Origin of the sequence: Sphingomonas sp. BT-65 (assembly GCF_026107375.2) — a bacterium.
Classification (GTDB): Bacteria; Pseudomonadota; Alphaproteobacteria; order Sphingomonadales; family Sphingomonadaceae; genus Sphingomonas.
In genome coordinates this window covers 2609241-2635835 of record NZ_JAPCIA010000001.1, presented here as the reverse complement: position 1 = coordinate 2635835, position 26595 = coordinate 2609241, and the positions used below count along the sequence as shown (strand labels likewise).

At 68.6% G+C, this 26595-nt stretch carries 24 protein-coding genes; 16 read left to right on the top strand and 8 right to left on the bottom strand.

Annotation, left to right across the window (positions count from 1 at the left end; translation table 11 throughout):
- The first annotated feature begins 160 nt into the window (after positions 1-160).
- The 7 genes from pyrE to OK349_RS12670 all read left to right on the top strand — a co-directional run bounded on the left by pyrE (position 161) and on the right by OK349_RS12670 (position 6664).
- Complete coding sequence (pyrE, locus tag OK349_RS12700; RefSeq protein ID WP_265118163.1) at positions 161-745, top strand: orotate phosphoribosyltransferase; 585 nt, start codon at positions 161-163, stop codon at positions 743-745.
- Positions 742-1470, top strand: coding sequence for a pyridoxine 5'-phosphate synthase (locus tag OK349_RS12695; RefSeq protein WP_265118162.1), 729 nt, complete (start codon positions 742-744; stop codon positions 1468-1470). Before pyrE ends, OK349_RS12695 begins: the two co-directional genes overlap by 4 nt.
- Positions 1471-1612: 142 nt before the next feature.
- Positions 1613-2014, top strand: coding sequence for a holo-ACP synthase (acpS, locus tag OK349_RS12690; RefSeq protein ID WP_265118607.1), 402 nt, complete (start codon positions 1613-1615; stop codon positions 2012-2014).
- 13 nt (positions 2015-2027) lie between these two features.
- Positions 2028-2876, top strand: coding sequence for a signal peptidase I (gene lepB, locus OK349_RS12685; protein WP_265118161.1), 849 nt, complete (start codon positions 2028-2030; stop codon positions 2874-2876).
- A 7-nt stretch (positions 2877-2883) separates the two neighbouring features.
- The gene (locus OK349_RS12680) at positions 2884-4011 is read left to right on the top strand and encodes an AI-2E family transporter (protein WP_265118160.1); all 1128 of its coding nucleotides are present in this window, start codon (positions 2884-2886) and stop codon (positions 4009-4011) included.
- Entirely contained in the window at positions 4008-4634 is a 627-nt protein-coding gene (gene maiA / locus OK349_RS12675; protein ID WP_265118159.1) for a maleylacetoacetate isomerase, read from the top strand. Before OK349_RS12680 ends, maiA begins: the two co-directional genes overlap by 4 nt.
- Entirely contained in the window at positions 4631-6664 is a 2034-nt protein-coding gene (locus tag OK349_RS12670; RefSeq protein WP_265118158.1) for a TonB-dependent receptor plug domain-containing protein, read from the top strand. The genes maiA and OK349_RS12670 overlap by 4 nt, the downstream gene beginning before the upstream one ends.
- Here the strand turns inward: OK349_RS12670 and OK349_RS12665 are convergent.
- Entirely contained in the window at positions 6649-7740 is a 1092-nt protein-coding gene (locus tag OK349_RS12665; RefSeq protein WP_265118157.1) for a glycosyltransferase, read from the bottom strand. The two genes, OK349_RS12670 and OK349_RS12665, sit on opposite strands and share 16 nt — an antisense overlap.
- A gap of 199 nt (positions 7741-7939) precedes the next feature.
- Here OK349_RS12665 and OK349_RS12660 point away from each other — a divergent pair, with 199 nt between their 5' ends.
- The 4 genes from OK349_RS12660 to OK349_RS12645 are packed head-to-tail and all read left to right on the top strand — an operon-like array spanning position 7940 to position 11631.
- The gene (locus tag OK349_RS12660; RefSeq protein WP_265118156.1) at positions 7940-8869 is read left to right on the top strand and encodes a hypothetical protein; all 930 of its coding nucleotides are present in this window, start codon (positions 7940-7942) and stop codon (positions 8867-8869) included.
- Complete coding sequence (locus tag OK349_RS12655; RefSeq protein WP_265118155.1) at positions 8866-9396, top strand: DUF2141 domain-containing protein; 531 nt, start codon at positions 8866-8868, stop codon at positions 9394-9396. The genes OK349_RS12660 and OK349_RS12655 overlap by 4 nt, the downstream gene beginning before the upstream one ends.
- 7 nt (positions 9397-9403) lie before the next feature.
- Positions 9404-10585 carry a glycosyltransferase gene (locus OK349_RS12650; protein ID WP_265118606.1) on the top strand — a complete coding sequence of 394 codons (1182 nt, stop codon included), beginning with the start codon at positions 9404-9406 and terminating at the stop codon, positions 10583-10585.
- On the top strand, positions 10585-11631 hold the full coding sequence (locus OK349_RS12645) for a hypothetical protein (RefSeq protein WP_265118154.1): 1047 nt from the start codon (positions 10585-10587) through the stop codon (positions 11629-11631). Before OK349_RS12650 ends, OK349_RS12645 begins: the two co-directional genes overlap by 1 nt.
- On the opposite strand, the gene OK349_RS12640 is transcribed toward OK349_RS12645, so the two are convergent.
- Positions 11628-13292 (bottom strand): dipeptidyl-peptidase 3 family protein, encoded by a 1665-nt coding sequence (locus OK349_RS12640; protein WP_265118153.1) that lies wholly within the window; start codon positions 13290-13292, stop codon positions 11628-11630. The genes OK349_RS12645 and OK349_RS12640 overlap by 4 nt on opposite strands.
- Before the next feature lie 108 nt (positions 13293-13400).
- Between OK349_RS12640 and OK349_RS12635 the strand changes: the two genes are divergently transcribed.
- Entirely contained in the window at positions 13401-15023 is a 1623-nt protein-coding gene (locus OK349_RS12635) for an alkaline phosphatase D family protein (protein WP_265118152.1), read from the top strand.
- Between the two features lie 191 nt (positions 15024-15214).
- Here OK349_RS12635 and pepN read toward each other — a convergent pair whose 3' ends face one another.
- Positions 15215-17803: an aminopeptidase N gene (pepN, locus tag OK349_RS12630; protein ID WP_265118151.1), complete on the bottom strand. Its 2589-nt coding sequence runs from the start codon at positions 17801-17803 to the stop codon at positions 15215-15217.
- 111 nt (positions 17804-17914) lie between these two features.
- Here pepN and OK349_RS12625 point away from each other — a divergent pair, with 111 nt between their 5' ends.
- Together OK349_RS12625 and OK349_RS12620 are read left to right on the top strand one after the other, a co-directional pair.
- Complete coding sequence (locus OK349_RS12625) at positions 17915-19600, top strand: M28 family metallopeptidase (protein ID WP_265118150.1); 1686 nt, start codon at positions 17915-17917, stop codon at positions 19598-19600.
- 145 nt (positions 19601-19745) lie between these two features.
- Positions 19746-20570, top strand: a complete 825-nt coding sequence (locus tag OK349_RS12620) for a Rossmann-fold NAD(P)-binding domain-containing protein (RefSeq protein WP_265118149.1) — start codon at positions 19746-19748, stop codon at positions 20568-20570.
- Here the strand turns inward: OK349_RS12620 and OK349_RS12615 are convergent.
- From OK349_RS12615 to OK349_RS12605, 3 genes are read right to left on the bottom strand one after another with little or no spacing between them, the layout of a single operon-like run.
- Positions 20480-21397 (bottom strand): DMT family transporter, encoded by a 918-nt coding sequence (locus OK349_RS12615; RefSeq protein ID WP_265118148.1) that lies wholly within the window; start codon positions 21395-21397, stop codon positions 20480-20482. The two genes, OK349_RS12620 and OK349_RS12615, sit on opposite strands and share 91 nt — an antisense overlap.
- Positions 21394-22395, bottom strand: coding sequence for a threonine aldolase family protein (locus tag OK349_RS12610; protein ID WP_265118147.1), 1002 nt, complete (start codon positions 22393-22395; stop codon positions 21394-21396). The genes OK349_RS12615 and OK349_RS12610 overlap by 4 nt, the downstream gene beginning before the upstream one ends.
- 59 nt (positions 22396-22454) lie before the next feature.
- A complete protein-coding gene (locus OK349_RS12605) occupies positions 22455-23306 on the bottom strand; it encodes an SDR family oxidoreductase (RefSeq protein ID WP_265118146.1) in 852 nt (283 codons plus the stop codon).
- Positions 23307-23400: 94 nt separating this feature from the next.
- Here OK349_RS12605 and OK349_RS12600 point away from each other — a divergent pair, with 94 nt between their 5' ends.
- On the top strand, positions 23401-23928 hold the full coding sequence (locus OK349_RS12600) for a hypothetical protein (protein WP_265118145.1): 528 nt from the start codon (positions 23401-23403) through the stop codon (positions 23926-23928).
- Positions 23928-24410, top strand: coding sequence for a DUF421 domain-containing protein (locus tag OK349_RS12595; protein ID WP_265118144.1), 483 nt, complete (start codon positions 23928-23930; stop codon positions 24408-24410). The genes OK349_RS12600 and OK349_RS12595 overlap by 1 nt, the downstream gene beginning before the upstream one ends.
- Positions 24411-24850: 440 nt before the next feature.
- On the opposite strand, the gene OK349_RS12590 is transcribed toward OK349_RS12595, so the two are convergent.
- The gene (locus tag OK349_RS12590; RefSeq protein ID WP_265118143.1) at positions 24851-25876 is read right to left on the bottom strand and encodes a GGDEF domain-containing protein; all 1026 of its coding nucleotides are present in this window, start codon (positions 25874-25876) and stop codon (positions 24851-24853) included.
- Positions 25877-26009: 133 nt separating this feature from the next.
- On the bottom strand, positions 26010-26567 hold the full coding sequence (locus tag OK349_RS12585) for a peroxiredoxin (protein WP_265118142.1): 558 nt from the start codon (positions 26565-26567) through the stop codon (positions 26010-26012).
- Between the last annotated feature and the right edge of the window lie 28 nt (positions 26568-26595).

The following is a 26595-nucleotide window of genomic DNA, read 5'->3' as shown; positions in this document are numbered from 1 at the left end:
CCGGGTCTCCGGTCGCGCGGGCGTGAGCTTGCCCGTTGGCGCAGGCCTATAGCAGCAAGATCGCGCGCCTCAAGCTTGTCATCCGCTTTTTGAGGGCAGTTGCGGGGCGCGGGTGTGCGCCCTAGATGCGAACGGCGCGAAAACTGGCGGGAAGAGGCATGTGACCGACGACGAGGTTCTGGACGAGTTTCGCGCGGCCGAAGCCCTGTTGGAGGGGCATTTCATCCTTTCCTCGGGTCTGCGCAGCCCGCGCTACCTGCAATGCGCGCGCGTGCTGATGAACCCGGCGCGCGGGGCGCGGCTGGCGCAGGCGGTGGCGGCGAAGCTCCCCACCGTGCTGCGCGACCGGATCACCGCGGTCGTCTCGCCCGCGATGGGCGGGGTGATCGCCGGGCAGGAGGTGGCGCGCGCGCTGGGTGTCGATGCGATGTTCGTCGAGCGCCCCACCGGCATTTTCGAATTGCGCCGCGGCTTCCGCCTCGAGCCGGGGCAGCAAGTGCTGATGATGGAGGACGTCGTCACCACCGGCTTGTCGTCGCGCGAGGCGATGAAGGCGATTCACCAGGCCGGCGGCGAGGTGATCGCAGCGGCGAGCCTGGTCGACCGCTCCAACGGGGTCGCCGATCTCGGCGTGCCCTTCTTCCCGCTGATCCGGCTCGACGTGCCGAGCTATGACCCCGAGTCGCTGCCCCCCGAGCTGGCCGCGATCCCCGCGATCAAGCCTGGCAGCCGGGTGGCGGCGTGAACGGCCGCCTGCGCCTCGGCGTCAACATCGACCATGTCGCGACCGTGCGGAATGCGCGCGGCAGCGGCTACCCCGATCCCGTGCGCGCGGCGCTGCTCGCGGCTGAGGCCGGCGCGGACGGCATCACCGCGCATCTGCGCGAGGACCGGCGCCATATCACCGACGCAGACATCGCCCGGCTCTCCGCCGAGCTGCCGGTGCCATTGAACCTCGAAATGGCAGCGACCGACGAGATGCTCGGCATCGCGCTGCGCCACCAGCCGCACGCCGCATGCATCGTCCCCGAGAAGCGCGAGGAGCGCACCACCGAGGGCGGGCTCGACGCGGCGGGGCAGCACAATCTGCTCGCGCCGATGGTCGCCGAGCTCAGGAACGCCAACATCCGCGTCTCGCTGTTCATCGAGCCCGATCCCGCGCAGATCGAGGCCGCGCTGCGGCTCGGCGCGCCGGTGGTGGAGCTGCATACCGGGCGCTATTGCGAGCTCGACGGCGAGGCGCGGACCGCCGAGCTGCGCCGCATCGCCGATGCCGCGGCGCTGGCGGCCAAGAACGGGATCGAGGTCCATGCCGGGCATGGTCTCACCTTCGACAATGTCGTGCCCGTGGCCGCGATCCCGCAGCTCGCCGAGCTCAACATCGGCCATTTCCTGATCGGCGAGGCGATCTTCGACGGCCTCGCCCCGGTGGTGCAGCGGATGCGTGTGCTGATGGACGAAGCGCGTTGACGGTTTGTGCGCCTTGCGGCGCAGCGGCACCAGCCCGCTCCCCCACCCGGCCACCCATCGGCAGGATATTCTGGAATGGGTGGCCGGGTGGGGGAGCGGGCTGGTGCCGCAACTCCGGCCGTCAGGCCGGGACAAGAGCGTCATGATCATCGGCATCGGCTCCGACCTCTGCAACATCGAGCGTATCCAGTCGACGCTCGACCGCTTCGGGCTGCGCTTCGAGCAGCGCGTGTTCACCGATGTCGAGCTGCGCAAGGCCGCGCGCCGCCCGCTCAACTATGCCGCGACGCTGGCCAAACGCTTCGCCGCCAAGGAGGCGTTTTCCAAGGCGGTCGGGACCGGATTCAAGGCGGGCGTGTTCATGCGCGACATCGGCGTGGTCAACGCGCCGTCAGGCGCGCCGACGCTGGCGCTGACCGGCGGTGCGAAGGCGCGGCTTGACGCCATGACTCCGGCGGGTCACGTCGCCAAGGTGCATCTGACGCTGACCGACGACCATCCCTGGGCCCAGGCGCTGGTGGTGATCGAGGCGCTGCCCGCATAGTGAAAGAGGATTGATGGCCGAGGAGTTGGCGTTGGAGGCGAAAGCGGAAGCTACCCGCACCGACTGGTGGGGCGAGGCCAAGGGCATCTTCTGGCTCGTCGTCGCGGTGCTCGGCTTCCACAGCCTCGTCGCCAAGCCGTTCTACATCCCGTCGGAATCGATGATGCCGACCTTGCTGGTCGGCGACCGGCTGGTGGTGACCAAATATCCCTATGGCTATTCCTACGTCACGCCGACCTTCCACGTCCTGCCCTTCATCAAGGGGCGGCTGTTCGGCAGCGTGCCGAAGCGCGGCGACATCGTCATCGTCACCCCGCCCGATGCGCATACCGACTATATCAAGCGCGTGATCGGCCTGCCCGGCGAGCTGATCGAGATGCATGGCGGCATCGTCTACATCAACGGCAGACCGGTGCAGCGCGAGCGGCTCGGCATCCGCGCGCTCAAGGTCGACGCCAACCTCGCCTGCCCCGCCGATCAATATGCCGGAGCGCTGGGCCGCGATGCCGCGGGGGCGCTGATGTGCAACGTGCCGATCGTGCGCGAGACGCTGCCCGGCGGCGCAAGCTACGACACGATCGACATGGGACCGGGACCGGCGGACAATTTCCCGCCGCTCCGCATTCCCGCGGGCCACGTCTTCCTGATGGGCGACAACCGCGACAACAGCGCCGACAGCCGCATGACGCTGGAGCAGGGCGGGTTGAACGGTCCAGTGCCGGTCGAGAATATCGGCGGCCGCGCCGAGTTCATCACCTTCAGCCTCGATGGCAGCGCGAGCTGGAACCCGTTCACCTGGGCGGGCTCGTTCCGGTCGGGCCGCGCCGGCGGCTCGCTCCATCCCGAACGCCCTGCGGAGTGACGCGCCGATGAGCAAGGATCAGGTCTCGATCGTCCAAGAGCCCGGCCCCAACGAGATGCGCGATCCGGTGATGCGCGCCGAGCTGCGCCGCGCCTCGGTGTGGTTCGGGCTCGCCATCGCGGTGGCGCTGATCGTGCTGCTGATCCAGCCGCTGCTGCTGGTGTTCGCGGGGCTCGTCGTCGCCTCGATGCTCGACGGCGGGACGCGGCTCATCCGCCGCTATCTGCCGATCCCGCGCGGGATCGCGCTGCTGATCGTGGTGCTACTGGTGATCGCCTTCGTCGGCGGGGTCTTCTATCTGACCGGGGTCGAGATCGCCGCCCAGGCCGAGCAGCTGCGCCAGACGCTGGAAGCGCAGGCGGTGCGGATCAGCGCCTGGCTGACCGAGCTCGGCGTGATGCCGCGCACACAGGACCTCACCGGCCTCGCCCAGCAGGCATTGGGCTCGGTCGGCCGCGTCACCTCGTTCATCGGCGGCGCGATCGGCGCGATCGGCAGCTTCTTCCTCGTCATGGTCATCGGCCTGTTCGTGGCGATGGAGCCGCGTATCTACGAGCGCGGGCTGCAGTGGATGGTGCCGATGCAGTCGCGCGACCAGTTCGCGATCACCGTGGCGCGGATGGCGCGGACGATGCGCATCCTGCTCGCCGGACGCCTCGCCGGGATGGTGTTCGAGGGCGCGCTGACCTGGATGCTGCTGTCGATCGCGGGCGTGCCGATGGCGCTGCTGCTCGGCATCCTCACCGGCATCCTCGCCTTCATCCCCAATATCGGCGCGTTCGTTTCGGGCGTGCTGATGGTCGCGGTCGGCTTCAGCGCCGGGCCGACCGAGGGGCTGTGGGCGATCGCCATCTATTTCGGGGTGCAGACCTTCGACGGCTATGTGCTGCTGCCGCTGGTCGCCAAGCACACGGTGGACATGCCGCCCGCGCTCACCGTCTCCTCGCAGATCCTGATGAGCACGCTGTTCGGCTTCCTCGGCCTCGCGCTCGCCGATCCGCTGGTGGCGATGATCAAGGTCGCGCTCGAACGCAAGTCGGAGCAGGCGGCGGAGGCGGGGTTCGGTCCCGAGCCCGAGTCGGAGCCGCCGCCCAAGACGATCCGGTCGCGCCGCTCCAGGGCCAAGCCGGCATGATCCTCTACGATTATTTCCGTTCCTCGGCCGCTTATCGCGTGCGGATCGCGCTCAACCTCAAGGGCGTCGAACACGAACGCCGCCAGGTGCATCTGGTCAAGGGGGAGCAGCGCTCGGCCGAGCATGTCGCGCGCAACCCGCAGGGCTTCGTGCCCGCGCTCGACATCGGCGGCGGCAAGGTGCTGACGCAGAGCCTGGCGATCATCGAATGGCTCGACGCGACCTATCCCGAGCCGCGGCTGATCCCCGCCGACCCGCTCGCCCGCGCCGAGGCGATGGCGCGCGCGTTGCTGATCGCGGCGGACATCCACCCGGTCAATAATCTGCGCGTGCTCAAGCGGCTCGAGTCGCAGTTCGGCGCGGACGAGGCGGGCAAGGCCGACTGGTACCGCCACTGGATTGCCGAGGGGTTCGCGGCGCTCGAGGCGATGGCCGGCGACGGGCCTTTCCTCGGCGGTGACACACCCGATGTCAGCGACGTGCTGCTGGTGCCGCAAATGTACAATGCGCGCCGCTTCGAGCTGCCGCTCGACGCCTACCCGCGGCTGGTCGCGGCCGACGCGGTGGCGTCCGCGCTCGGACCCTTCGCCGCCGCGCATCCGGATCGGGCCAGGCCCGAATGAGGGCCGTCTGGGCCCTGCTGATCCTCCCTGTTCCCGCCGCCGCCCAGGAGATCGTGGTGACCGGGCAGGGCCTCGACGCGCCGCCGGGCGAGGCCGCCTATGCCGTGGCGAAGATCGACCGCGAGCGGCTGACCGAGTCCGCGAGCGGGCGGTTCGAGGATGTGCTGCGCGACGCCGCGGGCGCCGCGCAATTCCGCCGCGCCGATTCGCGTTCGGCACATCCGACCGCGCAGGGGATCACGCTGCGCGGCCTCGGCGGCAATGCGTCGAGCCGCGCGTTGCTGCTGCTCGACGGGGTGCCGCAGGCCGATCCGTTCGGCGGCTGGGTGCCCTTCCCCGCCTATCTGCCCGAGCGGCTGGCGTCGGTGCGGATCACGCGCGGCGGGGGCAGCGGCTATCATGGCGCGGGTGCGCTCGCGGGCACGATCGAGCTGACCAGCGCCGACGCCGCGACGCTGGGGCCGCTTGCGCTCACCGGTTTCTACGGCAGCCGCGAGTCGATCGACCTGATCGCGACCGGCGGGGCGAAACTCGGCGCGGGATCGTTGACCGTGGCTGGCCAGTTCGCGCGCGGCGACGGTTTCGTGCCGATCGTCGAAGAGGATCGCGGCCCCGCCGACCGCGCCGCGCCCTATCGCCAGGCCAGCCTCGCGCTGCGCTCGGTGTTCCCGGTGGGCGAGAGCGTCGAGCTGCAGGCCAATTTGTCGGGCTTCAGCGACGAGCGCGACCGCGGCACCGATTTCACGCCGATGACCAGCCAGGGCGCCGATGCGAGCGTGCGGCTGGTGGGGCGCGGCAGCTGGCGCTGGGCGGCGCTCGCCTATCTCCAGCATCGCGACTTTTCGAGCGGCTTCGCCAGCATCGGCGCGGGCCGCGTGACCGCTTCTCCCACGCTCGACCAGCATGTCCCCGCCATCGGTGCGGGCGCGCGGTTCGAGATCGAGCCACCAGTGGGCGGCGGCGCGACGCTGCGGCTGGGCGGCGACCTGCGCCACACCGCGGGGCGCACGCAGGAACTCTTCACCTATGTCGCGGGCAGCCCGACGCGGCGGCGCACCGCGGGCGGCGAGACCATGACGAGCGGTCTGTTCGCCGATCTGAGCCTCGAGCGCGGCGTGCTGACGCTGAGCGCGGGCGGGCGAGTCGATCGCTGGACGATCTCGAACGGATCGCTGTTCGAGGCCCCGCTCGCCGGCGGCATGCCGCTCACCGACATGAACTTCGCCGACCGCAGCGGCTGGGAAGCGAGCGGGCGCGCGGGTGCGGCGATGCGGCTCGCCTCGGCGCTATCGCTCCGCACCGCCGCGTACACCGGCTGGCGGCTCCCCACGCTCAACGAACTCTATCGCCCCTTCCGCGCCGGAACCGATGCGACCGCCGCCAACCCCCTGCTCGATCCCGAGCGGCTGGTGGGGGTCGAGGCGGGCATCGACCTGACGCCGCTGCCCGCGCTGACGCTCAGCGCGACCGGCTATTGGAACCGCATTCGCGGCGCGATCGGCAACGTCACGCTCGGCACCGGTCCCGGCAACTTCCCCGGCGTTGGCTTCGTCGCGGCGGGCGGGGCCTATCGCCAGCGCCTCAATCTCGACGCGATCGTGACCAAGGGCATCGAGGCCGATCTGCGCTGGCGCTCGGGGCCATGGCGGGCGAGCGCTTCCTGGGCGTTCACCGATGCGCGGGTCAAGGCCTCGGGCGCCGCCACGCCGCTCGACGGGCTGCGCCCCGCCCAGGTTGCGCGGCACCAGGGCTCGGCGAGCCTCGGCTGGACGCGCGATCGCGCCGCAGTCTCGCTCACCGCGCGCTATGCCGGCCCGCAGTTCGAGGACGACCAGAACGCCCGCGAGTTGGCGGACGCCTTCACCCTCGACGCGCGGCTCGCGCTGCCGCTGACCGCGGGCCTCGCGATCGAGGCGCGCGGCGAGAACTTGACCGATGCGCGGATCGAGACCGCAATCACCGGCAACGGCATCGTCGAGCGCGCGGCACCGCGCACCCTCTGGATCGGGTTCAGCTACCGCCCGCGCTGAGCTACCAGCATATCGAACAGGTCGAGATAGGCCTCCACCGGATCCGGCCCAGTCTCCGGCCGCGGCTCGGGCCGCTTGCGCCCCGGCATCAGCCAATAGTTGAGCGCGCCGACCAGCCGCGCGCGGTCGCCCGGCGGGACGATCGTTCCCCGCGCGGAGCTGTCGATCAGCTCGTGGATCGCGACGCTCGAATCGGTCGCGATCGCGGGAGTGCCCAGCGCGATCGCTTCGCGCAGCACGCCGGGGACGCCCTCGAACTCGCTGGTCAGCACCACCGCCGCGGCGCGTTCGATCGCGGGGAGCGGATCGGGCGCGTGGCCGGGCATCGACACCCTATCCCCAAGCCCCAGCCGCGCGACCAGCCGCTCGAGCGCCTCGCGCTCCTCGCCTTCGCCCAGGATCACCAGCTTGACCTCGGGATCGCGCAGGCGCGGCATCGCGGTGATCAGCCGTTCCCAGCGTTTCTGCGGTGCGAGCCGGCCGACTCCGAGCAGGAAGCGGCCCTCGGGCAGCACCGGCGGCGGCGCATCCGCGATCGGCTGCGCCGGGGGGTTGGGGATGACATGGACCTGGGTGGGCGCGAGCCCCATCGCGCCGACCGCCTCGCCCGCCATTGCCGGGGTCATCGCCACCACCGCGTCGAGGAAGCGCGGGTGCATGCGCAGCCAACCGCGATAACCCGCCCCCGCGCCACGCCGCAGGTCCGGGCGGACCAGTGCATTGGAGATCTTGCCCACGATCGGCGGGCAGGCGCGGCCGAGCCGCGTGCGCAGCCAGAAGGCGGCGCCGGTATAGTGGTTGCCGGGGCAGAAGACGATGTCGGGCGCCAGCTCGCGCACGATCCCCGGCAGGCCGAACAGCGCGCGATAGGCGGTGCTGCCGAGTTCGCGCACCGCGACGCCGTCCGGGATCTCGTGCGCAAGTGCGCCGCCGCTATCGCCGATCACCAGCGTCACGCGCCGCCCGGCGCGCGCCCAGCCATCGGCCATGCGCAGCATCGCGCGCTCCACCCCGCCCCCTTTCAGCGTCTGGGCAAAGCTCAGGATATGCGCTGCAGCGGGTGGATGATCGGGCACGGTGATCCGGCACGGGTTGAAGGCTGCCCTGCTAAAGCCCAAATCGCCCCCAGAAGAAACCGCATTCTGCTGCCATCGGGCACCGCGGCGCATTTTGCGTCCGCCGCCGGGTGCGGCTAAAGGCGCGCAAAAAACGTTACGGTCCCGGGAGAAGGGCACCAGATTGGCCTATGTTGAACCACCGGGAGCGCAAGCTTCGATGAACACGACTGTCGCAGACCCGGCCTCGATCCCGGGAACGTCCGACATCGCCGGGCTGGAGCCGATCGAGAAGATCAGGCGCCGCTGGCCCGCGCTGCTCGGCGCCGGGCTGTCGCTGCTGATGATCGCCGGCCTGACGCACGAGCTGTTCGACAAGGGGCTCGCCGGCCTCTCGCAGACCGCGCCCGACACCTGGCTGTTCTACATCTTCTTCGCGCTCATGTATCTGTGTGCGCCGACCTTCGACTATGTCATCTTCCGCCGGCTGTGGCGCATCCCGCTGCTCGGCGGCATGGTCGCGCTGCACCGCAAGCGCATCGCCAACGACGTCGTGCTCGGCTATTCGGGCGAGGCCTATTTCTATGCCTGGGCACGCCAGCGCACCAAGATGGTGGCAGCGCCGTTCGGCGCGGTGAAGGACGTGTCGATCCTCTCGGCGATGGCCGGCAACGCGATCACGCTGGCGATGCTCGCGCTCGCGCTGCCCTTCGCCGCCGAGCTGCTCACCCCCGCGCAGTTCAAGACAGGCCTGGTCTCGGCCGGCATCATCGTCGTCATGTCGGTGCCGTTCCTCCTGTTCTCGCGCCGGGTCTTCTCGCTGGACCGGGGCACGCTCTGGTGGATCTTCGGCATTCAGAACCTGCGTCTTGTCGTGGGCTCGCTGCTCACCGCGCTGGCCTGGCATTTCGCGATGCCCGACGTCGCGCTCGGCATGTGGATCCTGCTCGCCGCGGCGCGCATGCTGGTGTCGCGCCTGCCCTTCGTGCCCAACAAGGATCTGTTGTTCGCGAGCTTCGCGATCATCCTGATCGGCCAGGGCCAGGCGATGGCCGAGCTGATGGCGTTCATGGCTGCGCTCACCCTGCTGGTCCATGTCGTGCTGATCGCCGGGTTCGCGCTGCTGGGCTTCGTCAGGAAGGACATATGAGCGCACGCTTCGCCGCGCCCGCGCTCCTCGCCGTCGCCATCCCCGCAACGCCCGCTCTGGCCCAGCCGGTGCTGGGCGAGGATGCGGCCGCGTGCAACGGCGGCAACGGCGCGGCGATCCGCGTGCAGGTGGCCGGGCTCAAGGACCGCAGCGGGCGGCTGAAGCTCGAACTCTATCCCGCGAACGAGGATGATTTCCTCAAGGACGACACCAAGCTCAAGAACGAGGGCAAGTTCTTCCGCCGCATCTGGGCGCTGACCCCGGCGAGCGGCGGGGTCGCCATGTGCATCAAGGCGCCGCGCCCCGGCCGCTATGCGCTGCTCTTCACCCACGACCGCGACGGCAAGAACAAATTCAACTTCTGGCGCGACGGCGTCGGCTTCCCGAGCAACCGCAAGCTCGGCCGCAGCCGCCCGAAATGGGAGGAAGCGACGATCAACCTGGGCGGCGGCGTCACCCGCGTGACGATCCGCGCCCAGTATCTGCGCGGCTTTTCGGGCTTCGCGCCCTATGATCCGAACGATTGAGGCGCATATGCGGATCGTCGACGTCAATGAATATTACTCCCCGACGGGCGGGGGCGTGCGCACTTATCTCGACCGCAAGATGCGCATCCTGGCCGAGCTCGGCCATGAGCTTATCGTCATCGCGCCATGGGACGAGGACCGGGTCGAGGACCGGCCCGACGGCGGGCGCATCTACTGGGTCAAGTCGCCGCCGCTGATCCTCGACCGCAACTATTGGCTGTTCCGCGACGGCGATCCGGTCTGCGCGCTGCTCGATCAGCTCAAGCCCGATGTCGTCGAGAATTGCTCGCCGTGGCGCCCGGCCTGGTTCATCGGCGACTGGCGCGGCGACGCGCTCAAGATCTTCTTCGCCCATAACGACAATATGGGCGCCTATCCGCACCGCTGGCTGGAAGGCCTGGCCAGCCCCGAGCGGATCGAGCGCGTGTTCAGCTGGTACACGCGCTACATGGAGAAGTTCCTGGGCAAGTACGACGCTTTCGTCACCAACGGCCCGGCGCTGGCCAAGCGCTATCGCGCGCGCGGGCTGCATGTCGACGCGGCAATGCCGCTGGGGATCGACCGCAACCATTTCTCCCCCGAACTGCGCGACGAGAAGCTGCGCGCCTCGATGCTCGCCCAGCTCGATCTTCCGCCGGAGGCACACCTGCTGATCGGGCTCGGCCGGCATCATAAGGAGAAGCGCTGGCCGGTGGTGATCGACGCGGTCGAGCGCGCCGGCGCGGACATGCCGGTCGGGCTGATGCTGCTCGGCGACGGGCCGCAGCGCGCCACGCTCGAGCGACAGATCGCCGGCAACAGCCATATTCGCCTGTTCCGCCCGGTCTATGAGCGCGAGCGCTTCTGCCGCATCCTCGCCAGCGCCGACGCGCTGATTCACGGATCGGACCAGGAGCCGTTCGGGCTGGTCGCGTCCGAGGCGCTGGCCTCGGGCCTGCCGCTGATCGTGCCCAATGACGGCGGCTGTGCCGAAGTCGCCGATCCGTTGTTTTCGGAGACCTACGAGCCCAAGGATTCGAAGTCGGCCGCAGCGGCGATCCGACGGCTGTTCGCGCGCGAGCCGGCGATCCTGCGCGCCGCCGCGCGGCATGCGGCGGGCCAGGTGCTGTCCGACCGCGACCATGCGATCGCGCTGGTCGACTATTACCGGGAGCTGCTGGCTGGCCGGCGGCGGAGCGCGGTCGCCTGATGCCGCCCAAGCCGCCGGCGCGCTTCGCCTGGCATGCCGATCGGCTCAACACCACGCTCGCCTCAGTCCGCTACCGCATGCTCCAGCCGCTCGCGGCGCTGCAGGCGCGGGGCGTGCCGATCGAGCTGTTCGATCCGGCACGCGCGCCCGAAAGCTACGACGCGATCATCTTCTGCAAGTCGCAGGGCGAGCGCGCGGTCGAGATCGCTACGGCGGCGCGCGCCGCGGGGCGGGCGGTGATCTACGACATGTGCGACAATCTGTTCGCCGCGCACCGCGTCGGCCATGCCTCCGCCGCGCGGATCGAACGAGTCGGCAAGCTGCTCGGGCTCGCCACGCACACCACCTTCTCGACCGCGACGCTCGCCGAGCAGATCGCGGAAGAGGTGGCGTTCGACGCGCCGCGCACCGTGATCCCCGACGCGCTCGACGTCGCAGCGCCGGCCGACGCACCCGCGCCGGGGCTGCGCGAACGCTGGGAGCTGCGCCGCCTCCGGCGTTTCCTCGCACGGCATCCTGATGCGCTGCATTGCGTGTGGTTCGGCAAGAGCCTCGGCCGCGTCTCGGGCTATGTCCATGTCGACGAGGCGGTGGCGCAGCTGCGCGAGTTCGCCGCCGCGACCGGCACGCCGGTGACGCTGACCGTGATCAGCAACGACCGGCTCGGCTTCTGGCGTGCAGCGCCGCGCTGGAAGCTGCCGCTGCACTATCTGCCCTGGACCCAGGCGACCGCGTCGCAGGCGATTGGCGCGCATCGCGTCGCGGTGATCCCGCTCGAAAGCAACACCTACACCGCGGGCAAGACGATGAACCGCCCGGCGACCGCCTTGCTGCTCGGGCTCGGCGTGGTGGCCGACGCGATCCCCTCCTATGAGGAGCTGCGCCCGTTTCTCGCGCTCGACGACTGGCAGGGCGGGCTCGCGCACTACCGCGCGTGGTCGGCGGAGACGCAGGCGCTGCTCGAAGCGGGGCGCCGCCACCTCACCGAACGCTACAGCGCCGCTGCGGTAGCCGACCGCTGGGCCGAGGTGCTGGCGGCCGTCTAGACCCGGTCCGGATAGACCGGCACGATATCGACCGGGATCGCCTGCATCGATCCGATCACCGTCTTGGCATGCTCGTCGAGCACCGCCCATTTCGCCATGAACGCCTTGACGCCCGCATAGTCGCCCTTGCCCTGCAGCATGATCATCTCGCGCAGCAGGTCGCGCAGCCCGGCCTCGAACTTCGCGTCGTCGATGCGGAAGCGCTCCGCCTTCTCGTCCCACGTGAACGCGCCCTTGGCCTTGAGGTAACCATATTGCATCGCCGCGCCCTGGCCATGCGCCTCGTCGATCCCGAAGCGCATCGCGCGGAAGGTGCCGGTGAGATAGGTGGCGAAGAGCTGCGGCTTCTCCGCCGCGGGCAGCTCGCCCTTCTGCATCATGAACAGGATGTTCCAGGCGCCCATCACGTCCGCCTTGGCCTCTTCGAGCCCCGAGGCCTGGTCCTTCAATGCCTCGCTCACCGTGGTCTTCTGCCCGTTCACGGTGATCGTGCCCGGCCCGAGGCTGTGCGACAGCTCGTGGAACAGCGTCTCGAGCTGCATGTACTTCTTGGCGACGAGTTTGGCCTGGTCGGGCACCAGCACCAAGGGCGCCATGGGGCTGAGAATGCGCTCGTACTTGGCGCCGAGCACGTTGGACAGGATCACCTTCTTCGCCCCCTTGGCCTCGCGTACGCGCTCGTCATTGGGCAAGTTGAAGGCGATGGTCTGCACGCCCGGAACATTATCGCCGCCGCCGCGCACCTGCTCGGCGACCGCGATCGGGCTCTCGAAGCCGCGCTGGAAGTTCTTGTACTTCTCCTCGACCGGAAGGTTGGCTTCCATCGCGCGGAGATACCCCTTGTACTTGTCGAGCGCGGCCGATTCCTTGGGGTCCTTGAGCGTGACGAAGCTCTCGAACGCGGTCTTCTGACCGTGGAGCCGGTCAGTATAGACTTCGTACGGACCGATCGCGACCTCGATCGGCGTGCCCTTGAGGTCCATCCAGGCGAGCTCGGACTCGAAATAATCGTCGGTCAGGAAGGCCTTGGCGCGCAGCGTCAGGAACTTCTTGAGGCTGGGATTGGTGGTGATCGCCGCGGCTTCATTGAGCAGCCGCGCCGCCTCGGTCAGCTCGGTCTTGAACGCGACCGAATAGGGGACCGCCTTGAGCTTGGCGCCGTCGCGCACGACGATCGTATAGGGGCTGGTCAGCGCCGCCTTCTCCTCCGGGTTCTTGGCGAGATAGGCGTCGAACGCCTCCTTGGTCAGGTCCGCCGGGTAGAAGCCCGCGCCCGCCGGCATTTTGGCGTCGCCGAAGAACGGGCGGTTCTCGGCAAGATCGTCCCACGGGCCGTAATAGCGGTCGTACATCTCGAGCGGCAGCCCGCCGCCGGCCTTCTCGATCGCCGCGCGCGTCTGCTTCCAGTTGGCGTCGCGCTGGGCGCGGTAGATCAGCGACATCTGCTCCGACGCCTGGATCAGCAGGTTGACGACCTTGCGCTCCTCGTCGGTCAGGAAGCTGGTGTCGGGCTTCATCTCGATCACCGCGAGCTTCGCCTTCTGCGCCGCGAGGTCATATCCCTCGGCACCCGCCGCAGCGGTCGCATTGTTCCCTGCAGACGGAACCTGGTTGCAGGCGGCGGTGGCGAGAAGCAGCGCGGCGAGAGCGGTTTTGCGCATCGGTAACTCCTGAAACCTTCTGGTTGCGGCAGGGTCTAGCCCTGCGAAGATGAACTGTCACGAACCGGCCATATGCCCGCGCCAAGCACGGCAGCAGGGAGACTAATCATGACCATCCGCATCGATCGCCGTTCCTTCGTCCTCACCGGTACGCTGGGCCTTGGCGCCTGGGCGATCCCCGGCTTTGCGCAGGGGCCCAACTGGATCGTCGACGGCTTCACCCACTCGGTCGCGAGCGGCGAGCCGGGGCCGGACTCGATGCTGTTGTGGACGCGCTATGTCGGCAAGGGCGATTCGGCGCAGCTCAAGGTCGAGGTCGCCGAGAGCGCCGACTTCGCCAAGGTCGTGGCGGGCGGCGAGGCGATCACCGGTCCGTGGCGCGACTGGACGACCAAGATCGTGGTCACCGGCCTCAAGCCCGGAACGCGCTACCATTATCGCTTCGTCGCGCCCGACGGATCGATGTCGCCAGTGGGCCGGACCAAGACCCTGCCCGAGGGCGGCGCTTCGCGCTTCAACATTGCCGTGTTCTCCTGCTCGAACCTCGGCTTCGGCTTCTTCAACGCTTATGGCCATGCCGCGGCGCGCGACGACATCGACCTCGCGGTGCATCTCGGCGACTATATTTACGAATATCCGCAGGGGAATTATCCCGCGCTCGACCAGGTCGTCGCCAACCGCCTGCAGCTGCCCGCCACCGAGATCCTCCACCTCGCCGACTATCGCCTGCGCTACGCCAGCTACCGCGCCGATCCCGACCTGCAGGCGCTGCACGCCGCCAAGCCGATGCTGATCCAGTGGGACGATCACGAATCGGCCAATGACAGCTGGGAAGGCGGCGCGCAGAATCACACGCCCGACAAGGAGGGCGACTGGAGCCTGCGCCGCGCCGCTGCGATGCAGGCGTGGCGCGAATGGATGCCGGTCTCCGACGAGCCATGGAAATCCTATGAGATCGGCGGCCTCGCCACCCTGTTCCGTACCGAGACGCGGCTGCTCGGGCGGACCAAGCCCTATTCCACCACCCCCTTCTTCGACGCTGCCGATCCGGTCGCGGCGCTGACCGCGTTCCGCGACGGGGCGTGGCAGGACCCGGCGATGACGATGATGGGCTGGGAACAGGAAGCCTGGCTCGGCGCCGAGCTCGCGCGGTCGGTGAAGGCCGGCACGCGCTGGCAGGTGGTCGGCTTCGGCACGATCATGGGCAAGCAGGTGGCGCCCAAACAGGCGATGGAGTGGCTCAAGCCCGACGCCCCGCAAAGCTCGAAGCGCTATGTCCAGTCAGGCGTGACTATGGCCGCGCTCGGGCTGCCGACGAACCTCGACAATTGGGGCGGCTATCCGGCGGCGCGGGCGCGGTTCCTCAAGGCAGCGCAGGCGGCGAATGCCAACCTCGTGGTGATCGCGGGCGACAGCCACAATGCCTGGGCCTACGACCTGGCGCAGGACGGCCGGCCCGCAGGGGTCGAGTTCGCCGGGCAGGCGGTGACCTCGCCCGGCTATGAAAGCTCGATCGGCGTTGATCCCAAGCTGGTCGCCCGCGCGCTGGTCGAGGCCAATCCCGAGCTCAAATGGTGCGACACCTCGCGCCGCGGCTATATGGCGATGACGCTGACGCCGGACAGCGTGCGCAACGACTGGCTGTTCGTCGACACGATCAAGCAGCGCACCCCCGCCGCGAGCATCGGCCATAGCGCCACGGTCGCGCGCGGGCGGAATGTGATGGCCTAGGACGGATCGACATTCGAGGTTCCGGGTCTTTACCCGCCCGATTTTCAACCGTCGCCCCGGCCTTGTGCCGGGGTCCGCCGGGAGGGAAGGGCTGGGAAAGAGGCTCAAACTCAGCCGGCGAGGCCGAGTGGACCCCGGCACAAGGCCGGGGTGACGACAAAGTAAAGATCAAATCCAAATGTCGATCGGCGCTAACCCTCGAGGCTCTTGCCGACCTGTTCGGTCATATCCTTGCTGAGCCCGGGCGTCGCGAGGATGCGTTCGAGCTCGGCGCGCATCTTCGCGGCCCGCGCCTCGTCGAAGCGCTTCCAGCGGCCGAGCGGCGGAACCAGCTTGGCGGCGGTCTGCGGGTTCAGTTTGTCGAGCGTGATCAACTGGTCGGCGACGAAGCGGTAACCGCGCCCATCGCCCGAGTGGAAACCGCGCTGGTTGACCGCGAACGCGCCGACCAGCGCGCGGGCGCGGTTGGGGCTGGCGAGCGTGAAATCGGGATGCCGCGCCAGCGCCTCGACCGCCTGCGCGGTATCCTCACGCGTCGACAGCGCCTGGGTCTGGAACCATTTGTCGAGCACCAGCGCGTTGTCGGCATAGCGATGGTAGAAGATGTCGAGCGCCGCCTCGCGCTTCTCCGACCTGCTGTTGACCAGGGTGGTCAGCGCGCCCTGCCGGTCGGTCATGTTGTCCGCGCCCTCGAACTGGCCGAAGGCGAGCGCCGGCCCGTCCGCCGCCCCACTCGCGTTGATATAGCCGAGCGCCACCGTCTTGAGCCGCCGCGCGCCCTTGCCCGCGGGCGAATATTCGAAGCGGTTGGCCTTCACCCCGTCATAGGCCGCGCGCCATTGCTGCTCGAGCGCCTTGCCGAGGTCGCGGCGCAGCGCTTCGCGCTTCTGGAAGATCAGCTCGGGATCGACCACGGCGAGCTGGTCGCCGATGAAGCTGTCCGAGGGGAGCAGCACCGCTTCGGCGACGAAGGCCCTGTCCAGCGCGGGATCGGCGAGCGTGTTGGCGACCGCCTCGATCACGGGGCCATGATCGGCGCGGCCCTGAGTCACCGCCGCGACCAGCGTGTCGAGCATCAGCTGCTGCATCGCCTCGTAGCGCGCGAAGGGATCATCGTCATGCGCCGAGAGGAAGGCGAGATCGGCGGCGGTGCGGTCGGTGTCGACGATCACCGGTGCCGAGAAGCCGCGATTGATCGACAGCACCGGGCGCTCGGTCACCCCGTCGAAGCGGAGTTCCGTCGTGGCGTCGGACAGCAGCACCAATTGCTCTTCGCCAAACGGCTTCGCAGTCTCGCCGCCGAACAGCTTGAGCTTGAGCGGCAGCACCATCGGCGCCTTGTCGGGTTGACCGGGGGTCGGCGGCACGGTCTGCGCGAGCTTGAGCAGCGCGCGGCCATTGCCCGCCTCGTGCGTCAGCGTCGCAGTGACGCGCGGCGTGCCGGCCTGCGAATACCAGCGGCGGAACTCGGTGAGGTCGAGCTCGCCCGCCTCCTCCATGCACGCGACGAAATCCTCGCAAGTCGCGGCGGTGCCGTCGAAGCGCTGGAAATAGAGGTCGGTCGCCGCGCGGAACTTCTGCGGGCCCAGGATCGTGGCCATCATGCGGATGACCTCGGCGCCCTTGTTGTAGATCGTCGCGGTGTAGAAGTTTGAGATCTCGAGATATTCGTCAGGGCGCACCGGGTGGGCGAGCGGCCCGGCATCCTCGGGGAATTGCGCGGCGCGAAGGCCCCGGACATCCTCGATCCGCTTGACCGCGGCGCTGCCCTGGTCGGCCGAGAAGCTCTGGTCGCGGAAAACGGTGAAGCCTTCCTTGAGCGAGAGCTGGAACCAGTCGCGGCAGGTCACGCGATTGCCCGACCAGTTGTGGAAATATTCGTGCGCGACCACCGCGGCGACCGCGTCGTAATCATAGTCGGTGGCGGTGTCGGGATCAGCGAGGATGTAGCGGCTGTTGAAGATGTTCAGCCCCTTATTCTCCATCGCGCCGAAGTTGAAATCGTCGACCGCGACGATGTTGAACACGTCGAGATCATATTCGCGGCCGTACACCTTCTCGTCCCACGCCATGCTGAGCTTGAGCGCGTGGAGCGCGTGATCGGTCTTGGGCAGGTCCTTTTCGCGAACCCAGATGCCGAGCTGCACCTCGCGTCCCGACAGCGTCGTGAAGGTCCCGCGATTGGCGGCGAGATCACCCGCGACCATCGCGAACAAATAGCAGGGCTTGGGGAAGGGATCGTGCCATTCGGCCCAGTGCTTGCCGCCTTCCGCGTCCCCCTGCGCGATGGGATCGCCATTGGCCAGCAGCACCGGGAAGCGCGCCTTGTCGGCAGTCATCTTCACCCGGTATTTGGTCAGCACGTCGGGCCGGTCGGGGAAGAAGGTGATGCGGCGGAAGCCCTCGGCCTCGCACTGGGTGCAGAGGTTTCCGCCCGAGGCGTAGAGCCCCATCAGCTGCGTGTTGCGCTCGGGCGTGAGCTCGACCTCAGTCTCGACGATGTGAAGGTCGCCGGGCAGTGCGATCACCAGCGCGGGTCCGTCCATCTCATAGGGGTGGTCTGCGCCGTCGACCTTGACGGCAAGCGGCGTCAGCCCGTCGCCGTCGAGGCGCAGGACGCGATCGTGCGCGCCGTTGCGCTCGACGGTCAGCGTCGCCCGGACCTGGGACCGCGCCGGATCGAGATCGAAGTCGAGCGCGATCTCCGGCACCAGCCAGTCGGGAGCGCGATAGTCCTGGCGGCGGGTCACGTGCGGCGTGGTGGCGAGAGCGTCGATCATCGGGACAGCCTATAGTGAGGCGCCGGCGCCCGGCGCCACGGAAAATTGCATTGCGGTGTGTCGCCGGAATGCTACGCCTCGGCGCACGATTTGTTCAACGAAAGTCCCCGAATGCTGCGTCCGACGCTTACGCTTGCCTTGCTCAGCCTCGCCATCACGGCTTCCGCGCAGGAAGCGAAGCCGGAAGCCGCCCCGCCGGCCCCCACCGCCGCCGACACCAACGCCTTCGTCAACGCCGCCCTTCCCGCCGATCAGGCGGCGATGAAGGCGCATGTCATGTTCCTCGCCTCCGACGCGATGCAGGGCCGCGAGGCAGGCACCAACGAGTACGAAATCGCCGCCCAATACGTCGCCGCGCAATTCTATGCCGCCGGCCTCAAACCCGCGGGAACCGAGGGCGGCTATCTCCAGCCGGTGCCGCTGCTGAGCTTCCGCCCTTCGGACAAGGGCACGCTCACCGTGACCCGCGGCACTGCGGCGCCGGTCAACCTGGTGTTCGGCGAGGACTATATCCCCGGCGGCAATCCGGAAAAGGAAAGCACGGTGATCGACGCCGGCGTTGTGTTCGCCGGCTATGGCATCGTCGCCCCGCAATACCAGCGCAACGATTACAAGGGCGTGGACGTCAGGGGGAAGATCGTCGCGCTCTTCTCGGGCGCGCCGGGCGGGTTCGACGGCGAGGAGCGCGCGCATTTCGGCAGCAACGCCAACAAGGCGGCGATCGCGGCGAGCAAGGGCGCGGTGGGCGTGATCGTGCTCGAAACCCCGGCCTCGGCCAAGGTGCGGCCCTTCTCGCGCCTCACCGGCGTGTGGGACGAGTGGCGCATGACCTGGGCCGATGCGCAGGGCAATGGCCATCTGCCCGCCAAGGGGACGCCGACCGTCGCCTCGATCAGCATCAAGGGCGCGGCCAAATTGTTCGGCGGCGACAAGGCCTGGGCCGCGGCGGTCAAGGCGGCGGACGCGGGCAAGCCGGTGGTCGCGCCGTTCGCGAGCGGCGCCAGGCTCGCCGTCGCGCTCAAGACCGAGCGCAAGACCGTGACCAGCAGCAACGTCGCCGGGATCATCCCGGGCAGCGATCCGAAACTGAAGGACCAGGTCGTCGTGCTCTCCGCGCATCTCGACCATGTCGGCGTGGGCAAGGCCGACGCGCGCGGCGACACGATCTATAACGGCGCGATGGACAATGCGATGGGCATCGCCTCGCTGATCGAGGAGGCCAAGCGCTTCCGGGCCTCGGGCAAGCCGCCGCGCCGCTCGGTCCTGTTCCTCGCCGTCACCGCGGAGGAGAAGGGGCTGATCGGCGCCGATTATTTCGCGCACAACCCGACCGTGCCCAAGGCGAACCTCGTCGCCAACGTCAATCTCGACATGCCGGTGATCACCTACAAGTTCGAGGACATGATCGCGTTCGGCGCGGCGCGCTCGACGCTGGGCGAGACGGTCAAGCGCGCGACCGCCACGGTCGGGGTCGGCGTGGGGCAGGACCCGATGCCCGAGCAGGGCTTCTTCGTCCGCTCGGACCATTACCGCTTCGTCCAGCAGGGCATCCCCTCGGTGTTCCTGTGGCCGGGCATGGCGGGCGTCGGCCGCGCGGCGTTCGACGCCTTCCTCGCCAAACACTATCACCAGCCCTCGGACGAGGTGTCGAACAAGGCGATCCTGTGGGACCAGGGCGTGCGCTTCATCGAGGCGAACTACGCGATCGCGCGCGAGATCGCCGATGCCGATGCGCGGCCCGCGTGGAACAAGGGCGACTTCTTCGGCACGCTCTACAACGGATATGGCGCGAAGTGACCATCTAGCTCCTCCCCCGGAGGGGGAGGGGGACCATGCGAAGCATGGTGGAGGGGTAGTCACCCCACGCGAACCGATCAGCGAGTGGAGAATACCCCTCCACCGCTTCGCGGTCCCCCTCCCCCTCCGGGGGAGGATTTTCTAGATGCGCCTCTTCGTCTTCGGCCTCGGCTATGCCGCGTCGTACATCGCCATGCGGCTGCCCGGCGCACGGATCGCGGCGACGGGGAGCGCGGGCGACATTGCCTTCGACGATGCCGAACGCGTGCGCTTCGAGCTCGCCAACGCGACGCACATCCTCTCCTCGGTACCGCCTGGCGAGGACGATCCCGTGCTCGCCGCCTATGGCGACGCGCTTGCCGAGACCCGCGCGTGGCTCGGCTATCTTTCCTCGACCGGGGTCTATGGCGACACCGGCGGGGCGTGGGTCGACGAGAGCGCGCCGACCGGCACCGGCCGGCGCGGCGCACGGGCCGCGGCGGACGCGGCTTGGCTCACACTCGGCGCCCGCGTGTTCCGATTGCCCGGCATCTACGGCCCGGGCCGCTCGCCGCTCGACCGCATCCGCGCCGGCGAGGCGAAGCGGATCGACGCCGGGGATCAGGTGTTCAGCCGCGTCCATGTCGCGGACATCGCCAGCGGCGTGATCGCGGGGTTCGATGCGCCGCCGGGCGTCTACAACCTCGCCGATGACGAACCCGCGCCGCAGAGCGAGGTGATCGCCTTCGGGTGCCGCCTGCTGGGCTTGCCCGTACCGCCACTGATCCCGCTCGCCGAAGCGAACCTCTCACTCCCGGCCCGCGCCTTCTATTCGGAGAACCGCCGCGTCGCCAACGGCAAGGCGAAGCGCGTGCTCGGCTGGCGGCCGCTTTACGCCGACTACCGGTTGGGCCTGCGCGCTCTCAGCGCGAGCACCAGCCCCGCCCCCGCGAGCAGCGCCCCGGCTCCGGCGAGCCACGACCAGCGATAGCCCTCGAACACCGTCGAGAGCAGCATCGCCAGCACCGGGATGATCACGCTCGAATAGGCTGCCTTGGCCGGGCCGATCTTGCGCAGCACGCTGAAATAGAGCGGGAACGACACCGCCGAGCCGAGAATGCCGAGATACAGCACCCCGGCGATATAGCTCGGCCGCGGGTCGAACACCGGCGGGCCGGTGGTGACCCAGGCGAACGTCCCGTCCATCGCCGCGCCGAGCAGCATCGCCCAGCCGAGCATCGTCGCCATCGGATAGGCCTTGGCCGTCTCGCCCGCCTGCATGACGTTGGCGATCGATGCCGAAAGCACGCCGAGCATGGTGAGCCCGATGCCGAGATAGACCTCACCGCTCGCCGCCGGATCGCGGCGAATCTCGTGCAGGAACAGCAGCGCGACGCCCGCCATCGCGATCAGCGAGCCGATGATCAGCTGGCGCCCGAGCCTTTGCCCTAGGAAGATCCGCGCGAGCACCGCATTGGGCACCAGCAGCAGCGCGAACACCACCGCGACCAGACCCGAGGTGACATGCCCTTCGGCGCGGTAGACGAAGTTGAAGTTGAGCGCGAACTGGAACAGGCCGAGCAGCGCCGCGAAGCCGACGCCACGCGCGTCCAGCTTGAGCGGCTGGCGCGTAACCGCTGCCCATATCAGCATCGCCATCCCGCCGATCAGGAAGCGATAGGTGACCGACCAGGTCGGTGGCACGGTGCCGAGCTGGCCGGTGATCACGATCCAGGTCGATCCCCAGATCAGCGTCACCGCCGCGAACGGCAGCAGCACGGCGAGCCGCGCAGAATTGGGCACGGGCGTGCTGCTCATAGCGCCGCGATGGCCTCCGCCAGCGGTCGCACCGCCGCCTCGTCCTGATCCCAGGAGACGACCAGCCGCACCATGCCGGGCGCCCAGTCGTAGAATTCGAACCCGCGCGTGCGCAGTGCGGCGGCTTCCTCCGCCGTCAGGTTCACGAACGCGGCGTTGGATTCGACCGGATGCGCCAGCCGTCCCTCTGCCGCCTGCCCGAGCAGCGCGGCCCCGGCATTGGCGGCGCGCGCGTTGCGCAGCCACAATTCATCCTCGAGCAGCGCGAGCAGCTGCACCGCGAGGAAACGGCCCTTGGACTGGAGATGCCCCGCGCGCTTGCGGCGGATGCGCGCGGCGTCGGCCAAGTCTGGGCGGAAGAAGATCAGCGCCTCGGCGCCCATCCCGCCATTCTTGATGAACCCGAAGCTCAACGCGTCGACCCCGGCACGCCAGGTGAGATCGGCGGGCGAACAGCCGAGATGCACCACCGCATTGGCGAAGCGCGCCCCGTCCATGTGCAGCCCGAGCCCGCGCTCTCTGGCGAGCGCGCCGATCGCCGCCACCTCGTCCGGCGCATAGGCCAGGCCATATTCGGTGACGTTGGTGATCGAGATCGCGTGCGGCTGCACCCAGTGGACGCCGGGCTTGATCGGGTCGATCACCGCCCGGATCGCGGCCGGAGTCAGCTTGGCGCCCGGCCCTTGGGCAAGCAGCAGCTTGGCGCCGTGCGTGAAAAATTCCGGCGCGCCGGCCTCGTCGGCCTGGATATGCGCCTCGCGGTGGCACACCACCCCGCCATAGGGCGGGCACAGCGAAGCGAGCGCCAGGCAATTGGCGGCGGTGCCCGTCGGCACCCACAGCACCGCGACCTCGGTCCCGAACAATTCGGAGAAGCGCGCGTCGAGCGACTGGCTGAGCGCATCACCGTCATACGCCGTGTCCTGCACGTTCGCCTTCGCCAGCGCCGCGAGCACCTCGGGACAGGCGGGTGCGGCGTTGTCGGAGAAGAAGCGCATGGCCGCCCCATGCGCTTGGCGACTCAGGCCGTCAACGGTCGTCCGTCGAACGACGAGCGCTATCCGTTGACGATCGTCCCGCCATTGGGATGCAGCACCTGCCCCGACATGTAGCTCGAATCCTCGCAGGCCAGGAACAGGAAGCTCGGCGCGACTTCGTTGGGCTGGCCGGGGCGGCCCATCGGCGTGTCCTCGCCGAACGTCTCGAGCTTTTCGGGACTGGCGCCGCCGCTGGGGTTGAGCGGAGTCCAGATCGGGCCCGGCGCGACGGCGTTCACGCGGATGCCCTTGCCGATCAGATTCTCCGACAGCGAGCGCGTGAACGCCGTGATCGCGCCCTTGGTGCTCGAATAGTCGAGCAGCTCCTTCGACCCCTGGTACATCGTGACCGACGTGCAATTGATGATCGCCGATCCCTCGCCCAGGTGCGGCAGTGCGGCCTGGACCAGGTAGAACATGCCGAAGATGTTGGTCTGGAAGGTGCGCAGCAGCTGTTCCTCGGTGATGTCTCGGATATCCTTGTCGGGATGCTGCTCGCCGGCATTGTTGACGAGGATGTCGAGCCGCCCGAACGCCTCGATCATCGCCTCGACCGCGCGGTCGCACATCTTCTTCGAGCCGACATCGGCCTTGATCGTGATCGCGCGGCCGCCTTCGGCCTCGACGATCGCCTTGGTGTCCTCGGCATCCTTGTCCTCGAGCAGATAGAGGATGCCGATATCCGCGCCCTCGCGCGCGAACAGCGCCGCGACCGCGCGGCCGATGCCGCTGTCCGCGCCGGTGATCAGCGCCGCCTTGCCCTGGAGCCGGCCCGAGCCGGGATAGCGCGGCTGCCATTGCGGCTTGGGATCGAGCTTGTGCTCGTCGCCGGGCAGCGCGTCCTCATGGATCATTTCCGCCGTGTCGGTCATCGTCTCTACTCCTCGCGCAAAGAACCGGCGGGCGCGGGGCGGGGTTCCGCCGCGCGAAACCTTGCACGGCGATCAGTCGTTACCATCGCGAACCATGTCCGCGAACGCGCCCAGTCCAAGCTATCCCGACGGGATCACGGCCGCCGCCGAGCGGGGCGGCGCGAATCTCAACTGGCTGTCGCTGGCGGTGCTCGGCGCGGTGATGCTGGCGGCGCTGCTGGGTGCGTTCGGCGGCGGCAAGGCGCGGAACCTGGTGACCGATGCGCCCGCCGCACGGCTTGAGGTCCACACCCCCCGCGTGGTGCGCAACGGGATGTTCTTCGAAACCCGCCTTCACGTCACCGCCAAGGCGCCGATCGCCGACGCCGTGATCGTTGTCCCCGCCGCCTTGTGGCGCGACATGACGATCAACACGATGATCCCTGCGCCGGGCGAGGAGAAGGCCGGCAAGGGCGCGTTCCGCTTCAGCTATGGTCCGCTCGCGCCGGGTGAGGTGCTCGAGATCAAGATCGACGGCCAGATCAACCCGCCGCTGTTCGCCGGGACGCGCGGCACGATCGAGCTGCACGACGGCGAACGCCCGCTCGCGGCGATCCCGGTCGAGATCACGGTGCTGCCCTGATGGACATCGTCATCCGCGCCACGATCATGTTCGCGATCCTGTTCGCGCTGCTGCGGCTGATGGGCAAGCGCGAGCTCGGACAGATGACGCCGTTCGAGCTGGTGATGCTGGTGGTGGTCGGCGACCTGATCCAGCAGGGGATCACGCACAACGACTTCAGCCTGACCGGCGCGACGCTGGCGATCGCGACCTTCGCCTTCTGGACGGTGGTGCTCGGCTGGGTGGTCTATCTCTCACCGCGCGCGCAGCGCGTGGTCGAGGGCGCGCCGCGCGTGCTGGTCCGCGATGGCGAGCTGGTCGCGGCCAATCTCGAGCGCGACCGGCTGACCCGGGCGGAGATCGAATCGGAGATGCGGCTGGCGGGCATCGCGCATCTTGGGGAAGTCGCCTGGGCGATCCTCGAACCCGAGGGGAGGATCAGCTTCATCAAGCGGGACGGCGACAGCGACTCATCGCGCCCGGATAATCCAAAACCAAGTTGATTGGCCAAGGCGGCCTGGGCGGCCCCGGCCTGCGGGGCTCAGGCGATGACGCCCGAGCCCGGCATGGCGGTGGTGGTCAGGATCATCACCGTGGTGAGACCGAAGGAAACGACCCCGACGAGGATCTGGCGTGCCATGTTGTTTCTCCTGTTGGCGGGGTCCGGTCAGGCGACCGGACCCATGCTGACAGTGTTGGCGATCATCACCGCGGTGAAGGCGGCGGCGCCGACCAGCGAGAGCGCGTAGCGGCTGAAAGCTTCGAAACGGAGGACCATGATTTTAACTCCCTGTGCAGTTCCGCCAGACCGTCCGGCGGGATGCCAAGGTATTTGCAGGGTGCGTGCCAGTTTCAATAACTGCCTGAATTTCAAGGGATTATAATTTTGTTACTGAATATTCTGGCAAATTTCGCCAATCCAAATGGCGTAAATTCCCAATAATCAGCTGGCCCGGACGCAGTTGCGCCCGTCTTTCTTCGCCGCATAGAGCAACCGGTCGGCGCGGCCGAAGCTGGTGCCGAAGGATTCGCCCGCCGCGACCCGCGTGAGCCCCGCCGAGAAGGTGATCTCGCCCAGCGGCTCGTCGGTCTCGCGCAGCCGGTAGCGCTTGGCGGCGACGCTCGCGCGGGCATTGTCGAGCGTGACTCGCGCCCGCGCGATATCAGCGTCGGCGAACAGGACGGCGAACTCCTCGCCGCCATAGCGCGCGACGAACTGCGCCGGACAGCTCTCGACCAGCGCCTCGCCGATCGTCTTGAGCACGCGATCGCCCACCGCATGGCCGAAGCGATCGTTGACCCCTTTGAAATGATCGACGTCGCACACCGCGACGCACATGCCGTCGCCGACGTCCGCCTGCGCGGCGAAGGCTTCCTCGAACGCGCGGCGATTGGGCAGGCCGGTCAGCGGATCGCGGCGGGCATTGTCGCGCGCTTCCTCGAGCTTGTCGCGCAGCTCGCTCGCCTCGCGCGTCGCGCTTTCCAGGCGCGTCTCGGCGCTGTGGACGCGTTCGAGCATCGTCGCGGTCACGCGAGAGAGCTCGTCGAACAACGCGCCCTCCTTCCGGTCGCCGAACCGGCGGATCGCATCGGCGCTCGCGGCGAGATCGCGGCCGAACCCCTGCGTCTCGGTGCGCATCGCCTGCACCATGTCCTGAAAGCCCTCGACCTGCATCTGGGTCTGCGCGACGAGGCCGTCGGCCTTCTCGCGCGCGCCGTGGGCGCTTGCCGGGGCCTCGCAGCCGAGCGATGCGATGTCGCGCTGGGTGAGACGAACGCCGCCGTCGGTGAGCGCGGCGACCGCCTTGGCCAGCGGACCCGCGGGATCGTGGAGCAGGTGCCAGGCGAACGCGAAATTCGCCGGATCCGGCTCCAGCCGCTGGTCGAACAGGAATGTGCCGATGCGCTCGTACAACAGCCGGGCCGGGTCAACGGCATCGACTGGACGCGCGGCCCTCGCCACCGTCATAAATCCATCCCCACGCTCATCGCGGGCGCCGTCCACACGCGCCCGCCAACGCATTCCGATGAGCCTGGGTCTAGGCGCTAACTGCTAATATCCCGTGAAATCGTTTCGGGCCTAATAAGCATATTAATCGCCACTATTTCTGCCGCTTAGCCCGCCATTCCTTGACCGCGGCGAGGGTGTTGCGGATGTGCGGCGCGGGGCTCATGTCGCTATGCGCGTAGAGGATCTTGCCGTCGGGCGCGATGACGAAGCTGGTGCGGCTGGCCATCGCCGTCTTGGTGCCGTTGCGCTTGAGCGCGACGTCATAGCCCTCGATGATCGCGGGCGTCGCCTGCGCCACCGCGAACTTGCTCGCGCAATCCTTGGTCGAGAAATCCTTGAGCTTCTCGATCGGATCGGCCGCCATGCCGATCACCGTCGCCCCGGCCGCCTTGAACTCGGGCGTCGCGGCGGCGAAGGCCTGGGCCTCCGCGCTGCAGCCCGGCGTGAACGACATCGGGTAGAAATAGAGGACCACCGGGCCCTTCTTGAGCTGGGCCTTGAGGTGGAGCTTGAACTCCTTGCCGGCCAGCGCGCCGACCGTGTTGAAATCGGGCGCGGCCGCACCCGCGGCGAGTTGCGCCGAGGCGGGAATGGCGGCGGTCAGGGCAGCAGCTAGGGCCAAGGGGGCGGCAATCAACGCGACACGCATCGGGATTCTCCTTCGTTCGGGCGGACTA

Coding starts and splice junctions, on each gene's coding strand:
- lepB (WP_265118161.1), top strand. CDS start 2,028: ATGGCCGAGGAGTTGGCGTTGGAGGCGAAAGCGGAAGCTACCCGCACC.
- OK349_RS12600 (WP_265118145.1), top strand. CDS start 23,401: ATGTCCGCGAACGCGCCCAGTCCAAGCTATCCCGACGGGATCACGGCC.
- OK349_RS12620 (WP_265118149.1), top strand. CDS start 19,746: ATGCGCCTCTTCGTCTTCGGCCTCGGCTATGCCGCGTCGTACATCGCC.
- pepN (WP_265118151.1), bottom strand. CDS start 17,803: ATGATCGACGCTCTCGCCACCACGCCGCACGTGACCCGCCGCCAGGAC.
- OK349_RS12590 (WP_265118143.1), bottom strand. CDS start 25,876: ATGACGGTGGCGAGGGCCGCGCGTCCAGTCGATGCCGTTGACCCGGCC.
- OK349_RS12680 (WP_265118160.1), top strand. CDS start 2,884: ATGAGCAAGGATCAGGTCTCGATCGTCCAAGAGCCCGGCCCCAACGAG.
- OK349_RS12610 (WP_265118147.1), bottom strand. CDS start 22,395: ATGCGCTTCTTCTCCGACAACGCCGCACCCGCCTGTCCCGAGGTGCTC.
- acpS (WP_265118607.1), top strand. CDS start 1,613: ATGATCATCGGCATCGGCTCCGACCTCTGCAACATCGAGCGTATCCAG.
- OK349_RS12595 (WP_265118144.1), top strand. CDS start 23,928: ATGGACATCGTCATCCGCGCCACGATCATGTTCGCGATCCTGTTCGCG.
- OK349_RS12655 (WP_265118155.1), top strand. CDS start 8,866: ATGAGCGCACGCTTCGCCGCGCCCGCGCTCCTCGCCGTCGCCATCCCC.
- OK349_RS12615 (WP_265118148.1), bottom strand. CDS start 21,397: ATGAGCAGCACGCCCGTGCCCAATTCTGCGCGGCTCGCCGTGCTGCTG.
- OK349_RS12605 (WP_265118146.1), bottom strand. CDS start 23,306: ATGACCGACACGGCGGAAATGATCCATGAGGACGCGCTGCCCGGCGAC.
- OK349_RS12670 (WP_265118158.1), top strand. CDS start 4,631: ATGAGGGCCGTCTGGGCCCTGCTGATCCTCCCTGTTCCCGCCGCCGCC.
- OK349_RS12660 (WP_265118156.1), top strand. CDS start 7,940: ATGAACACGACTGTCGCAGACCCGGCCTCGATCCCGGGAACGTCCGAC.
- OK349_RS12625 (WP_265118150.1), top strand. CDS start 17,915: ATGCTGCGTCCGACGCTTACGCTTGCCTTGCTCAGCCTCGCCATCACG.
- OK349_RS12645 (WP_265118154.1), top strand. CDS start 10,585: ATGCCGCCCAAGCCGCCGGCGCGCTTCGCCTGGCATGCCGATCGGCTC.
- OK349_RS12585 (WP_265118142.1), bottom strand. CDS start 26,567: ATGCGTGTCGCGTTGATTGCCGCCCCCTTGGCCCTAGCTGCTGCCCTG.
- OK349_RS12650 (WP_265118606.1), top strand. CDS start 9,404: ATGCGGATCGTCGACGTCAATGAATATTACTCCCCGACGGGCGGGGGC.
- OK349_RS12635 (WP_265118152.1), top strand. CDS start 13,401: ATGACCATCCGCATCGATCGCCGTTCCTTCGTCCTCACCGGTACGCTG.
- OK349_RS12640 (WP_265118153.1), bottom strand. CDS start 13,292: ATGCGCAAAACCGCTCTCGCCGCGCTGCTTCTCGCCACCGCCGCCTGC.
- maiA (WP_265118159.1), top strand. CDS start 4,008: ATGATCCTCTACGATTATTTCCGTTCCTCGGCCGCTTATCGCGTGCGG.